The sequence below is a fragment of the Staphylococcus aureus genome (assembly GCF_001027105.1).
GTDB lineage: Bacteria > Bacillota > Bacilli > Staphylococcales > Staphylococcaceae > Staphylococcus > Staphylococcus aureus.
This window is the reverse complement of the sequence record NZ_CP011526.1, coordinates 1,977,327-1,990,112: the sequence shown is the minus strand read 5'-3', so window position 1 is coordinate 1,990,112 and position 12,786 is coordinate 1,977,327. Positions and strand designations below refer to the sequence as shown.

Here is a 12,786-nt window from a genome sequence, read left to right as displayed (position 1 = left end):
TGATTTGAATGTTGTGGCCGTTAATTTTAAATGGTCTTTCGAATTATATATGTTGAAAGTTGAAAATAGAGCGATGAATCGTGTACATAATAATATTTATAACTTTAATCATAACGAAAAAGGTAGGAAGAAAACAAAAATTTATACTCAACATCGCAAATATTTTAAGAAAATGTAAAGACAAAAGGGGAATTGTATAGAAATCACTAATCTGTGGGTTAGGGTAGCTAAAGGAATAAAAACTACTATTGAAAAAGGGTTGTAAATTAGTCAAACGTAAATAAAAAACAGTTCATTGAAAGTGAAATAAATTCTACTTTAATGAACTGTTAGTTAAATACAACATGTCTATAATTAGACAGTAATATAGTATTATTTTGTTAATGCTTCAGTGATTTGAGGTACGATTTGTTTTTTTCGAGAAACGACACCAGATAAGAAGGCCATGTCATCTTCTAATTGAACATTGAATGCTTCGCCAACTTTATCTTTTTCAGCACCTACAACTAAAATTTTAGAATCACTATTAATGATGTCAGTAACAACAAGTACAAATAAGTCATATTTTTCTTGTGCACTTACAGCTAACATTTCTTTTTCTAAATCTTCTTTACGATTTAACACTTCGTCAAGGTCAACAGCATTAACTTGTGCAATACGAGTCACATAGTCACCCATAGTAAATGATTTAGCATCCATGTTTAATAAGAATTCAACTGATTTATCAGTTGTTGAAGCACCTGCTTTTAACATATCTAAGCCGTACTTTTGAATATCAACTTTAGCAATATCTTTTAATTCTTCAGCTGCTTTAACATCTTGTTGTGTACATGTTGGTGATTTGAAAAGTAAGCTATCTGAGATAATTGCTGATAACATTAAACCGGCAATTTCAGGTTTAATTTCAAAGCCACGTTCTCTAAACATTTTGTATAAAATTGTAGCTGTACAACCAACTGGTTCAGCACGATAACATAAAGGACCAGCAGTTTCGAAATTTGCAATTCTGTGATGATCAATTACATGCTTAATTGTAGCAGAGGCAATCGTATCAGAACTTTGTTGGAATTCGTTATGATCAACTAAGATAACATCTTGACCATCTAAATCATCTGTTAATAATTCCGGAGCAGGTACATTAAATGTATCTAACGCGAATTGAGTTTCTGCACTCACATCACCTAAACGGTATGCTTTGGCTCCTGAATTACCTCGAAGTTGTTCAAATTCTGCCATAATAATCGCAGATGAAATTGCATCAGTGTCTGGATTCTTATGTCCGAAAATATATGTTTTAGCCATTGTCAAATATCTCCCTTGTAAATTGTATTCTTTATAATTATTTTAGCACGATTTAAACGTGTTGTTCTACCTCTGCACCTAATGAGTTTTTGAAATGTGCAAGTGCCCATTCATGCCCTTTTTGATTAAATGAAGCCACTCCCTCAGCAGGTACTGAAATTTTATAACCTAAGTTGTATGCAGAAATTGCTGTATGTAACACGCAAATATCGGTACATACACCAACGATTTCGACTTGATTAATACTTCTTTCTCTCAATAAACTATCAAGCGGGGTACCAAAGAACGAATCATAGCGCGTTTTATCAATGAAATGTACATTAGGTTGCGCTTTAATTGTTTCGTATAATTTACCTACTTTACCGTATAATTCTCTACCACTTGTATCTACGATATTGTGTGGTGGGAATAATTTACTTTCAGGATGATGAATGTCATGTAAATAATGTAAATCCATTAAAAAGAATATATGGTCTTGATAATAATTAAAGTCATTGATACGAGAAACAATAAAATCTTCAATATTTTGTCCAGGTTTACCGCATGTTAGTAAGCCGTCGTCTGCGATAAAGTCATATGAATAGTCAACAACTAATAGTGCGCGATGTGTCATTCAACATCTCTCCTATATAATAATAAAATAAACTCCCATCTATTCATAAATGCTAGAGTAATTTTTAACCCTAATGGTTAATATATAAATATAGATTAAGTATATAGATTAATCAACTTTTTTGGAAGAGCAAATCACGCAATCAACAAATAATATAAGAAGTTTTTGCGATAGTTTTAAAATAGCTGTAATAGAATACTAAATGTGACAAACTTAGAACTAATATCAAGTGTTGATGTTTTGAATATAAAAATGCTAATAGATGGCATCACGAGATTTATGACTATCTGTTAAATCAACCTAACACGATTATAATTTGAATAATTGGTTAATATATGAGTAATTAGAAAATAGACAAAGGATGACGATTTATGTATATCAATATGAAAGATTATGGGTTAACAGGCATAAACAAAACTAAAGATACTCGAGCAATACAACGTGCGTTAAATCGTGGAAGATGTAAACCAACGACAGTTTATATACCGAAAGGGACGTATGATATTTGCAAACCATTAACGATATATGGCAATACAACACTTTTGTTAGATAATGAAACTATTTTACGCCGATGTCATTCTGGTCCTTTATTAAAAAATGGTCGTCGCTTTGGTTTTTATCGTGGTTATAATGGACACAGTCATATTCATATTAAAGGCGGCAAGTTTGATATGAATGGTGTATCGTATCCTTATAACAATACAGCTATGTGCATTGGGCATGCTGAAGATATTCAATTAATAGGTGTGACCATTAAGAATGTAGTGAGTGGTCATGCAATTGATGCTTGTGGGATTAACGGACTCTATATTAAAAGCTGTTCATTTGAAGGATTCATAGACTATAGTGGCGAACGCTTTTATTCTGAAGCAATACAATTAGACATTCAAGTACCTGGTGCTTTTCCAAAATTCGGAACGACAGATGGTACGATAACGAAAAATGTCATTATCGAAGATTGTTATTTTGGACCTTCAGAATTGCCCGAAATGGGAAGTTGGAATCGTGCTATTGGCTCACATGCAAGTAGACATAATCGATACTATGAGAATATTCATATTAGAAATAATATATTTGAAGATATACAAGGTTATGCATTAACTCCCTTGAAGTATAAAGATGCTTTCATTATTAATAATAAGTTTATTAACTGTGAGGGTGGCATTAGATATTTAGGAGTTAGAGATGGTAAAAATGCAGCAGATGTGATGACAGGAAAAGACTTAGGTTCCCAAGCAGGCATAAATATGAATATAATTGGAAATGAATTTAAAGGATCAATGTCTAAAGATGCGATACATGTACGTAATTATAATAATGTTAAACATAAAGATGTATTAATCGTTGGGAATACATTCAATAATTCGACTCAATCAATTCATTTAGAAGATATTGATACAGTGTTTTTAAGTCCTGTTGAAGCGGGTATTCAAGTTACTACAATCAATGTAGATGAAATAAAAAAGTAAAAAGTTTCGCATGACATTAGGATTAAGAATAGTAGATAATTTTTGAAAGCGCATTCATAAAACGGTATAAATATGCTATAATAAACCCAATTATCTGATAAAAGGGGTATTTTGACGGTAATGATAATACAAGATAGACAACTTTCTATACTCTAATATAGTGAGTTGAAGTAGCTTGTCATAATCATCATGAGGGGGAAATTTATGGCTTATTTCAATCAACATCAATCAATGATATCGAAAAGGTATTTAACATTCTTTTCAAAATCAAAGAAAAAGAAACCGTTTAGTGCGGGACAACTTATTGGACTAATATTAGGTCCATTACTTTTCCTATTAACATTATTATTCTTTCATCCACAAGACTTACCTTGGAAAGGCGTCTATGTTTTAGCGATTACTTTATGGATTGCGACTTGGTGGATTACTGAAGCAATTCCTATTGCAGCAACGAGCTTATTACCAATTGTGTTATTACCATTAGGTCATATACTTACACCAGAACAAGTATCATCCGAATATGGCAATGATATTATCTTTTTGTTTTTAGGTGGATTTATTTTGGCAATTGCAATGGAAAGATGGAATTTACATACGAGAGTAGCGTTGACAATTATTAATTTGATTGGTGCAAGCACTTCAAAAATATTACTTGGATTCATGGTGGCAACAGGATTCTTATCTATGTTTGTATCGAACACTGCAGCTGTAATGATTATGATTCCGATTGGTTTAGCAATTATTAAGGAAGCACATGATTTACAAGAAGCCAATACGAATCAAACAAGTATTCAAAAGTTTGAAAAATCTCTAGTTTTAGCAATTGGCTATGCAGGTACGATTGGTGGCTTGGGTACATTAATCGGAACCCCGCCATTAATTATTTTAAAAGGACAATACATGCAACATTTTGGACATGAAATTAGTTTTGCTAAATGGATGATTGTAGGGATTCCAACGGTCATTGTTTTGTTAGGTATTACTTGGCTCTATTTAAGATATGTTGCGTTTAGACATGATTTGAAATATTTACCTGGTGGTCAGACGTTAATTAAACAAAAGTTAGACGAGCTTGGCAAAATGAAGTATGAAGAAAAGGTAGTACAAACTATCTTTGTACTTGCTAGCTTATTATGGATTACAAGAGAGTTTCTTCTGAAAAAATGGGAAGTTACGTCATCTGTTGCAGATGGTACGATTGCTATTTTTATATCAATATTATTATTTATTATTCCAGCTAAAAATACTGAAAAACATCGCCGTATCATTGACTGGGAAGTTGCAAAAGAGCTCCCTTGGGGTGTATTAATTTTATTTGGTGGCGGTTTAGCATTAGCGAAAGGTATTTCTGAAAGTGGTTTAGCAAAATGGTTAGGCGAACAGTTGAAATCATTAAATGGTGTTAGTCCGATTCTTATTGTAATTGTCATAACAATCTTTGTCTTATTTTTAACTGAAGTGACATCTAATACTGCAACTGCAACGATGATTTTACCGATTTTAGCAACGTTGTCTGTTGCTGTTGGAGTGCATCCATTACTACTTATGGCACCTGCAGCTATGGCGGCTAACTGTGCATACATGTTACCAGTAGGGACACCACCGAATGCAATTATCTTTGGTTCTGGTAAAATATCTATCAAACAAATGGCATCAGTAGGATTCTGGGTAAACTTAATCAGTGCAATAATTATTATTTTAGTCGTGTATTATGTAATGCCTATAGTTTTAGGTATTGATATAAATCAACCACTGCCATTGAAATAGTAATTGCAGATTAGAACGAAAAATAAAAGGTTACATTAGCAATTGCTTGGACGAGTGGTAACGAAACGTATACCGCAGCATCGTGTAAAAACAATACAAACAAAAGAAAGTCAACCAAGGATGGATTCCTATTTTAATCCTTGGTTGACTCTTTATTTTATTTAAATTGTAGAACCTAGAAAATAAAGTTTAATTAAAAGCACCAATCATTTCTACTTTGAAATCTAAGGTTTCTAAAATAGCAATGACTTTCTTTATATCGGTTGTAATTGCAGAATCAGCCTGAACGAAAAATCGATACATACCTAATTGTGTTTTTAAAGGACGAGACTCAATCCAGGATAAATTAATATTAAACAAAGCAAATGTATTAAGCACACTTGCTAACAACCCAGGTTTATCATGCATTGGTGTAATTAAAAACATCAATGATGTCGCATTTTGATCAAATTGCTGCTGATTTTTTATAACTAAAAAACGTGTCACGTTATGTGGATAGTCTTCAATATGTGTATCAATAGGTGTAAAACCATAAGCTTCGCCACTACCTAAAGGTGCAATTGCTGCAACGCCATTTTCAATTTTAGTCAAACTTTGAATTGTACTGTCGACATAATCATAGTCAAATTGATGTTGATGTATGTAATTTGTTGTTTGACTGATTGCTGGTGCAATAGAATACACTTTTTTAATATCAGAAATGGAATCTGTTCCATTACCATATAATGCAAAGTTAATATCTAAACGTATTTCACCGTGTGCAAAGACATCTTGCTGTGCAAGTGCATCTGCCACAATGTTGATTGTTCCTTCTATAGAATTTTCAATAGGGACAACACCAATCGATGTGTCATCATCTGCAACTGCCTTGATGACTTCAAATAAATTTGACTTTGGTTGAAAAGTTGCTTCATTTTCAGAAAAATACTGACGACAAGCCAAATATGAAAATGTACCTTTAGGGCCTAAATAATATAATTGCATATGCTACACCTCTACTAACTTAATGATGGAAAGGGCACTGGTTAGCATTTGATTCTTTCTTTTTATAGAAAAAGTTTGGATCTTTTACTGTATTGTCATATCCGTGATGATAATTTGACGTCAATGTTGGAGATAATGGCGGTGCTAGCCAAGACCATTTTCCGGTAACTTGACGACCTTGTTGTGCTTCGTTACGTTCGAATAGTTCGAATTGCTTTGCAGCGGTCAAATGATCGACAATTGATACGCCTTCTTTTTTAAAGGAATGATACACAGCATAGTTCAATTCAACAAGTGCTCGATCTTTATTAAATGAATTATTTTTAAGTGTATCAAATTCAAACGCATCTGCAACTTTTTCTAGTAAATTGTAACGGTAATCATCAATAAAGTTACGTACGCCAATTTCAGTTACCATATACCAACCGTTAAAGGGTGCAGTTGGATATACAATGCCACCGATTTTTAAGTCCATATTGGAAATGATAGGGACTGCATACCATTTTAAGTTCAATTTTCTTAATTTTGGATAATGATTATGTTCAATAGGTACTTCTTTAATTAATGAAGTAGGATATTCGTAAAATTTAACTGACTCATTAGGTAATTGGTAAATCAGTGGTAACACGTCAAAATTAGTACCTTTTCCTTTCCAACCTAAGTGATTTGCTAAGCGTGTAACTTCTTTTTCAGCAGGATCACCACAATTGTCATAGCCAGCATAGCGAATTAATTGATTGTTGAAAATTTTAGGTCCATCCTTTGGAGCATATATAGTAATATACGGCTTTAATTTACCTTCATTTGTAGCCTGTGTAATATGATAAGTAATTGATGATAAGAACGATGCTTCGTCAGTAACATCTCTTGCATCAATGACATTTAACGAATCCCAAAATAAACGACCAATGCAACGATTTGAATTACGCCAAGCCATTTTAGCACCATAAATAAGTTCTTCTTCTGTATGTGTATATGTCCCAGTTTCTTTTATTTCTAGTTCAATGTCATGTAAACGTTTATTGATAATTTGCGTTTCATAATGACACTCTTTATACATGTTTTCTATGAAAGCTTGAGCCTCTTTAAATAACATTAACAACACCTCGCTTTATATTATAGTCTACATTATTAAAATACTCTTAAAAATTATGTATATGTCATTAAATTGTTGGTTGATTTTAATTAAAAGTATGGAAATTAAGGGGCTCTTATGTATATAAAAAAATGAATTATGATAAAATGTAAGAAAATATTTAGGTCGATTGGAGAGATACAAGTGTACCAATTAGAAGACGACAGTTTAATGTTACATAATGACTTATATCAAATAAATATGGCTGAAAGTTATTGGAATGATAATATTCATGAAAAAATGGCTGTATTTGATTTGTATTTTAGAAAAATGCCATTTAATAGTGGCTATGCTGTTTTTAATGGTTTAAAACGCGTCATTGATTTTATAGAACATTTTGGATTTTCAGAATCTGATTTGGAATATTTAAAGTCTATTGGCTACAAGGATGATTTCTTATCATATTTAAAAGATTTAAAATTCACAGGCAGCATCCGTTCGATGCAAGAAGGCGAATTATGCTTTGGTAACGAACCATTGTTACGCGTAGAAGCACCATTGATTCAAGCGCAATTAATAGAAACAATTTTATTAAACATTGTAAATTTCCATACATTAATTACAACAAAGGCTAGCAGAATTCGTCAAATTGCATCAAATGATAAATTAATGGAGTTTGGTACACGTCGTGCGCAAGAAATTGATGCAGCATTGTGGGGCGCTAGAGCTGCTTACATCGGGGGCTTTGATTCTACAAGTAATGTTAGGGCGGGGAAATTATTTGGTATACCTGTGTCTGGTACACATGCACATGCATTTGTCCAAACTTATGGAGACGAATATGTTGCCTTCAAAAAATATGCTGAAAGTCATAAAAATTGTGTGTTCCTAGTAGATACATTCCATACTTTAAAATCTGGCGTGCCAAATGCAATAAAAGTTGCAAAAGAATTAGGTGACAAAATTAACTTTGTAGGTATTCGATTAGATTCTGGAGATATCGCTTATTTATCTAAAGAGGCAAGACGTATGCTTGATGAAGCAGGATTTACTGAAACTAAAATTATCGCGTCTAATGATTTGGATGAAGAAACGATTACGAGTTTGAAAGCACAAGGTGCAAAAGTAGATTCTTGGGGCGTTGGTACAAAGCTGATTACAGGATACGATCAACCAGCATTAGGTGCAGTATATAAACTTGTAGCTATTGAAAATGAAGATGGTTCATATAGTGATCGTATTAAATTATCAAATAACGCTGAAAAGGTTACGACGCCAGGTAAGAAAAATGTATATCGCATTATAAACAAGAAAACAGGTAAGGCAGAAGGCGATTATATTACTTTGGAAAATGAAAATCCATACGATGAACAACCTTTAAAATTATTCCATCCAGTGCATACTTATAAAATGAAATTTATAAAATCTTTCGAAGCCATTGATTTGCATCATAATATTTATGAAAATGGTAAATTAGTATATCAAATGCCAACAGAAGATGAATCACGTGAATATTTAGCACTAGGATTACAATCTATTTGGGATGAAAATAAGCGTTTCCTGAATCCACAAGAATATCCAGTCGATTTAAGCAAGGCATGTTGGGATAATAAACATAAACGTATTTTTGAAGTTGCGGAACACGTTAAGGAGATGGAAGAAGATAATGAGTAAATTACAAGACGTTATTGTACAAGAAATGAAAGTGAAAAAGCGTATCGATAGTGCTGAAGAAATTATGGAATTAAAGCAATTTATAAAAAATTATGTACAATCACATTCATTTATAAAATCTTTAGTGTTAGGTATTTCAGGAGGACAGGATTCTACATTAGTTGGAAAACTAGTACAAATGTCTGTTAACGAATTACGTGAAGAAGGCATTGATTGTACGTTTATTGCAGTTAAATTACCTTATGGAGTTCAAAAAGATGCTGATGAAGTTGAGCAAGCTTTGCGATTCATTGAACCAGATGAAATAGTAACAGTCAATATTAAGCCTGCAGTTGATCAAAGTGTGCAATCATTAAAAGAAGCCGGTATTGTTCTTACAGATTTCCAAAAAGGAAATGAAAAAGCGCGTGAACGTATGAAAGTACAATTTTCAATTGCTTCAAACCGACAAGGTATTGTAGTAGGAACAGATCATTCAGCTGAAAATATAACTGGGTTTTATACGAAGTACGGTGATGGTGCTGCAGATATCGCACCTATATTTGGTTTGAATAAACGACAAGGTCGTCAATTATTAGCGTATCTTGGTGCGCCAAAGGAATTATATGAAAAAACGCCAACTGCTGATTTAGAAGATGATAAACCACAGCTTCCAGATGAAGATGCATTAGGTGTAACTTATGAGGCGATTGATAATTATTTAGAAGGTAAGCCAGTTACGCCAGAAGAACAAAAAGTAATTGAAAATCATTATATACGAAATGCACACAAACGTGAACTTGCATATACAAGATACACGTGGCCAAAATCCTAATTTAATTTTTTCTTCTAACGTGTGACTTAAATTAAATATGAGTTAGAATTAATAACATTAAACCACATTCAGCTAGACTACTTCAGTGTATAAATTGAAAGTGTATGAACTAAAGTAAGTATGTTCATTTGAGAATAAATTTTTATTTATGACAAATTCGCTATTTATTTATGAGAGTTTTCGTACTATATTATATTAATATGCATTCATTAAGGTTAGGTTGAAGCAGTTTGGTATTTAAAGTGTAATTGAAAGAGAGTGGGGCGCCTTATGTCATTCGTAACAGAAAATCCATGGTTAATGGTACTAACTATATTTATCATTAACGTTTGTTATGTAACGTTTTTAACGATGCGAACAATTTTAACGTTGAAAGGTTATCGTTATATTGCTGCATCAGTTAGTTTTTTAGAAGTATTAGTTTATATCGTTGGTTTAGGTTTGGTTATGTCTAATTTAGACCATATTCAAAATATTATTGCCTACGCATTTGGTTTTTCAATAGGTATCATTGTTGGTATGAAAATAGAAGAAAAACTGGCATTAGGTTATACAGTTGTAAATGTAACTTCAGCAGAATATGAGTTAGATTTACCGAATGAACTTCGAAATTTAGGATATGGCGTTACGCACTATGCTGCGTTTGGTAGAGATGGTAGTCGTATGGTGATGCAAATTTTAACACCAAGAAAATATGAACGTAAATTGATGGATACGATAAAAAATTTAGATCCGAAAGCATTTATCATTGCGTATGAACCTCGAAACATACATGGTGGATTCTGGACTAAAGGCATTCGTCGTAGAAAGCTTAAAGATTATGAACCAGAAGAACTGGAAAGTGTAGTAGAACATGAAATTCAAAGTAAATGAGAATGAAACAATTGCTGATTGTTTGTCACGAATGAAAATGCAAGGGTATATGCCGGTAAAACGTATTGAAAAACCCGTGTTTCAAGAGCAAAAAGATGGCACGGTTGAAGTATCACATCAAGAAATCGTTTTTGTAGGTAAGAAAATCCAATAACATAATCCAATTTAAATAAAGACTATTTGAAGAGGAAAGGCTATTCAAAGTTTGAGTAATTTTACTTTGAATAGCCTATTTGTTTATACATGCAAGATGCTCGATCCATATTGTATGAGAAACCCCCAGCAAGCTATATAAAGCATATGCTGGGGGTTCTTAATATTTTAAAAATTATTGTTAGATTATATATATCGTCGCTTTTTCTAAAACAATCTCATCGCATGAAATTTTTTCTTCCTAGAGACCTTTAATAAGATTAATAGTTTACTTAATCATATCTAGATAGTCTTATGACTTATGCTTAATGAAAGTCATTCTAGGAGAAGTTCCCAAAGCTTCTGTGTTCATAATTGTTAGTAGTATTTTATTATCATTTGGTATAAATATTTCAATAACAATTGAGCTATTATTTTTATTATATAATGTGAGTTGTTTGTGTTCTGTATTTATATATTTGCAAATGTAATCAGAATCGTCTGAGGTACTGAGAATAAATTTTAAAGGACTATCATTTAAATCTTGAGGATGCCATTCTCCCTCAATAATATTAAGATAATACTTAGCCTCTGAATTACATTTGAATTTATCAATACTAAATAATTCAATTTGTTCCATAATATTATTTACCTTTCTAAAATACAAATTTTAATAACCATAAATAGATGAATACCATCGATAATGGTCGCCATTGGATACTGGAATAACATTGTTTTTAGCATCTTGAGTCATAAAACCATTATCCCATGGATTCCATATAATTATAACCTCTTGTCCATTATCTAATTTAGCGTTCCCAACAACTGCCATGGCATGCCCTGCGTGCATACCATTTCTTGATTCTACTCTACTACCTAAAACAGCAATTCCTTTATTATTTTTAGTAAGATTGTCAACTTCATTATATGTAGTCATTCTATTAAGAAGTTGTGGACTTCTTCCCTGAGTTTGTCCAAAATAAATCATCTCTCTTGGCGTTAAACCAGTAAATTGGAATCGTTGTCCTTGTAAGTTTGGGTGTAAAAATCTCATCACAGCTTCTGCATGATATTTGTTAGTATTATAAGTCGCATTTAGTAATTCAGACATCGTATAGCCTGCACACCAACCATTGTTACCTTGAGTTTCTCTTATCTTGAAATTCTCAAGTTTATTTATATATTGCTCGTTGTAAGTATAATTATTACTTTTAAATTGACTAGTTGGCATAGTGACAGAAACTTTTTGCTTTAGTTGCGTTACATTATTGCCAGTAGGTATACTCTCAGTCTTTTTTAACTTTTTATCTTCTAGACGTGGTGTTTTTAGTACTAGTTTAGCTTTATGATTTTGAGTAACCACATAGTAACCTTTTGAGTTTGTCAAAATAGTAATTTGTTGATCTTTATATTGATTTAAGACTTTAGATAAAAATGGAGAAACATTGATTGTGTATTTAGAAGATGAACTAGAATACTTAGTGATTTTTGGTGAAATTGTAACTATATAATCGATATTACCTTCAGTGTTCAAAACTGGAAAATAATAATTACCATCACTCTTTTTGTTGAATTTATAAATTTTAAAAGGTTCACCAAGTGTATACGAGGCTTTCTCTTTATTATAGATTTTATCAAGTGAAGTAACATAAGAAAGATAGTCTTTTTGCGCTAAATTACGTACGTCAGTAGGAACACTCTTGTCCTCGACATTAACTTGCACATGCTTCTTATCTTTTGCTTTGATATTTGAATTGCTCTCAGCGTTTGCAATAGGGGTAACACTTAAAGAAAATATTAAACTTAAAGCTATTAATTTTGGAAAGTTTCTTTTCATATAAAAACTCCTTTATTTTATTATAAAATAATTATATTAAATTTAGTTAAGAGTTTCAATATAAAATTTTAATCTATGTTTAAAAAATAATTAATTTTTACACATTATCAGTTTATGTAATAATTTAGTAGCTTATTTACTAAATTGCAAACATCTCATTCAATAATTAATATGATCGAAAGTTTCATGAAAATATATTAGTCGATTTTGAAAGAAGCGTAGTCAATTTATGTCTTTCTATAAAAA

14 protein-coding genes are annotated in these 12,786 nt (G+C 31.9%); 7 read left to right on the top strand and 7 right to left on the bottom strand.

The genetic code is table 11. The features are described from left to right. Positions 1-4: 4 nt before the first annotated feature. Positions 5-178: a hypothetical protein gene (locus AA076_RS15325; protein ID WP_001790680.1), complete on the top strand. Its 174-nt coding sequence runs from the start codon at positions 5-7 to the stop codon at positions 176-178. A gap of 194 nt (positions 179-372) precedes the next feature. On the opposite strand, the gene AA076_RS10035 is transcribed toward AA076_RS15325, so the two are convergent. Continuing rightward, a complete protein-coding gene (locus AA076_RS10035) occupies positions 373-1,302 on the bottom strand; it encodes a manganese-dependent inorganic pyrophosphatase (RefSeq protein ID WP_001140871.1) in 930 nt (309 codons plus the stop codon). Between the two features lie 52 nt (positions 1,303-1,354). Beyond that, the gene (locus AA076_RS10030; protein WP_000149686.1) at positions 1,355-1,915 is read right to left on the bottom strand and encodes a cysteine hydrolase family protein; all 561 of its coding nucleotides are present in this window, start codon (positions 1,913-1,915) and stop codon (positions 1,355-1,357) included. A gap of 371 nt (positions 1,916-2,286) precedes the next feature. Here AA076_RS10030 and AA076_RS10025 point away from each other — a divergent pair, with 371 nt between their 5' ends. Together AA076_RS10025 and AA076_RS10020 are read left to right on the top strand one after the other, a co-directional pair. Then, positions 2,287-3,384: a glycosyl hydrolase family 28-related protein gene (locus AA076_RS10025; protein ID WP_000275730.1), complete on the top strand. Its 1,098-nt coding sequence runs from the start codon at positions 2,287-2,289 to the stop codon at positions 3,382-3,384. Positions 3,385-3,588: 204 nt separating this feature from the next. Further along, positions 3,589-5,151 carry an SLC13 family permease gene (locus AA076_RS10020; RefSeq protein WP_000323161.1) on the top strand — a complete coding sequence of 521 codons (1,563 nt, stop codon included), beginning with the start codon at positions 3,589-3,591 and terminating at the stop codon, positions 5,149-5,151. Between the two features lie 10 nt (positions 5,152-5,161). On the opposite strand, the gene AA076_RS15320 is transcribed toward AA076_RS10020, so the two are convergent. The 3 genes from AA076_RS15320 to AA076_RS10005 form a co-directional block, all read right to left on the bottom strand. Then, positions 5,162-5,269, bottom strand: a complete 108-nt coding sequence (locus AA076_RS15320; RefSeq protein ID WP_001802312.1) for a hypothetical protein — start codon at positions 5,267-5,269, stop codon at positions 5,162-5,164. Between the two features lie 71 nt (positions 5,270-5,340). After that, the gene (locus AA076_RS10010) at positions 5,341-6,135 is read right to left on the bottom strand and encodes a prephenate dehydratase (RefSeq protein WP_001177828.1); all 795 of its coding nucleotides are present in this window, start codon (positions 6,133-6,135) and stop codon (positions 5,341-5,343) included. 19 nt (positions 6,136-6,154) lie between these two features. Further along, on the bottom strand, positions 6,155-7,231 hold the full coding sequence (locus AA076_RS10005; protein WP_000897635.1) for a nitric oxide synthase oxygenase: 1,077 nt from the start codon (positions 7,229-7,231) through the stop codon (positions 6,155-6,157). 183 nt (positions 7,232-7,414) lie between these two features. Between AA076_RS10005 and AA076_RS10000 the strand changes: the two genes are divergently transcribed. From AA076_RS10000 to AA076_RS15315, 4 genes are all read left to right on the top strand, one after another. After that, positions 7,415-8,884 carry a nicotinate phosphoribosyltransferase gene (locus AA076_RS10000; RefSeq protein ID WP_001836292.1) on the top strand — a complete coding sequence of 490 codons (1,470 nt, stop codon included), beginning with the start codon at positions 7,415-7,417 and terminating at the stop codon, positions 8,882-8,884. Beyond that, positions 8,877-9,698, top strand: a complete 822-nt coding sequence (gene nadE / locus AA076_RS09995; RefSeq protein ID WP_000040873.1) for an ammonia-dependent NAD(+) synthetase — start codon at positions 8,877-8,879, stop codon at positions 9,696-9,698. Before AA076_RS10000 ends, nadE begins: the two co-directional genes overlap by 8 nt. A gap of 270 nt (positions 9,699-9,968) precedes the next feature. Then, positions 9,969-10,571 carry a DUF2179 domain-containing protein gene (locus tag AA076_RS09990; RefSeq protein ID WP_000011542.1) on the top strand — a complete coding sequence of 201 codons (603 nt, stop codon included), beginning with the start codon at positions 9,969-9,971 and terminating at the stop codon, positions 10,569-10,571. Continuing rightward, a complete protein-coding gene (locus AA076_RS15315) occupies positions 10,552-10,725 on the top strand; it encodes an NETI motif-containing protein (RefSeq protein WP_000669862.1) in 174 nt (57 codons plus the stop codon). Before AA076_RS09990 ends, AA076_RS15315 begins: the two co-directional genes overlap by 20 nt. A 291-nt stretch (positions 10,726-11,016) precedes the next feature. Here the strand turns inward: AA076_RS15315 and AA076_RS09980 are convergent, their stop codons facing one another. Together AA076_RS09980 and scpA are read right to left on the bottom strand one after the other, a co-directional pair. Beyond that, on the bottom strand, positions 11,017-11,343 hold the full coding sequence (locus AA076_RS09980; RefSeq protein ID WP_000434933.1) for a staphostatin A: 327 nt from the start codon (positions 11,341-11,343) through the stop codon (positions 11,017-11,019). 30 nt (positions 11,344-11,373) lie between these two features. After that, positions 11,374-12,540 carry a cysteine protease staphopain A gene (gene scpA / locus AA076_RS09975; RefSeq protein ID WP_001836291.1) on the bottom strand — a complete coding sequence of 389 codons (1,167 nt, stop codon included), beginning with the start codon at positions 12,538-12,540 and terminating at the stop codon, positions 11,374-11,376. Positions 12,541-12,786: the final 246 nt, after the last annotated feature.

Excerpts from the sequence above, each read along its gene's own strand:
- AA076_RS10035 (WP_001140871.1), bottom strand. The coding sequence starts at position 1,302 with ATGGCTAAAACATATATTTTCGGACATAAGAATCCAGACACTGATGCA.
- AA076_RS10030 (WP_000149686.1), bottom strand. The coding sequence starts at position 1,915 with ATGACACATCGCGCACTATTAGTTGTTGACTATTCATATGACTTTATC.
- AA076_RS10025 (WP_000275730.1), top strand. The coding sequence starts at position 2,287 with ATGTATATCAATATGAAAGATTATGGGTTAACAGGCATAAACAAAACT.
- AA076_RS10020 (WP_000323161.1), top strand. The coding sequence starts at position 3,589 with ATGGCTTATTTCAATCAACATCAATCAATGATATCGAAAAGGTATTTA.
- AA076_RS10010 (WP_001177828.1), bottom strand. The coding sequence starts at position 6,135 with ATGCAATTATATTATTTAGGCCCTAAAGGTACATTTTCATATTTGGCT.
- AA076_RS10005 (WP_000897635.1), bottom strand. The coding sequence starts at position 7,231 with ATGTTATTTAAAGAGGCTCAAGCTTTCATAGAAAACATGTATAAAGAG.
- nadE (WP_000040873.1), top strand. The coding sequence starts at position 8,877 with ATGAGTAAATTACAAGACGTTATTGTACAAGAAATGAAAGTGAAAAAG.
- AA076_RS09990 (WP_000011542.1), top strand. The coding sequence starts at position 9,969 with ATGTCATTCGTAACAGAAAATCCATGGTTAATGGTACTAACTATATTT.
- AA076_RS15315 (WP_000669862.1), top strand. The coding sequence starts at position 10,552 with ATGAAATTCAAAGTAAATGAGAATGAAACAATTGCTGATTGTTTGTCA.
- AA076_RS09980 (WP_000434933.1), bottom strand. The coding sequence starts at position 11,343 with ATGGAACAAATTGAATTATTTAGTATTGATAAATTCAAATGTAATTCA.
- scpA (WP_001836291.1), bottom strand. The coding sequence starts at position 12,540 with ATGAAAAGAAACTTTCCAAAATTAATAGCTTTAAGTTTAATATTTTCT.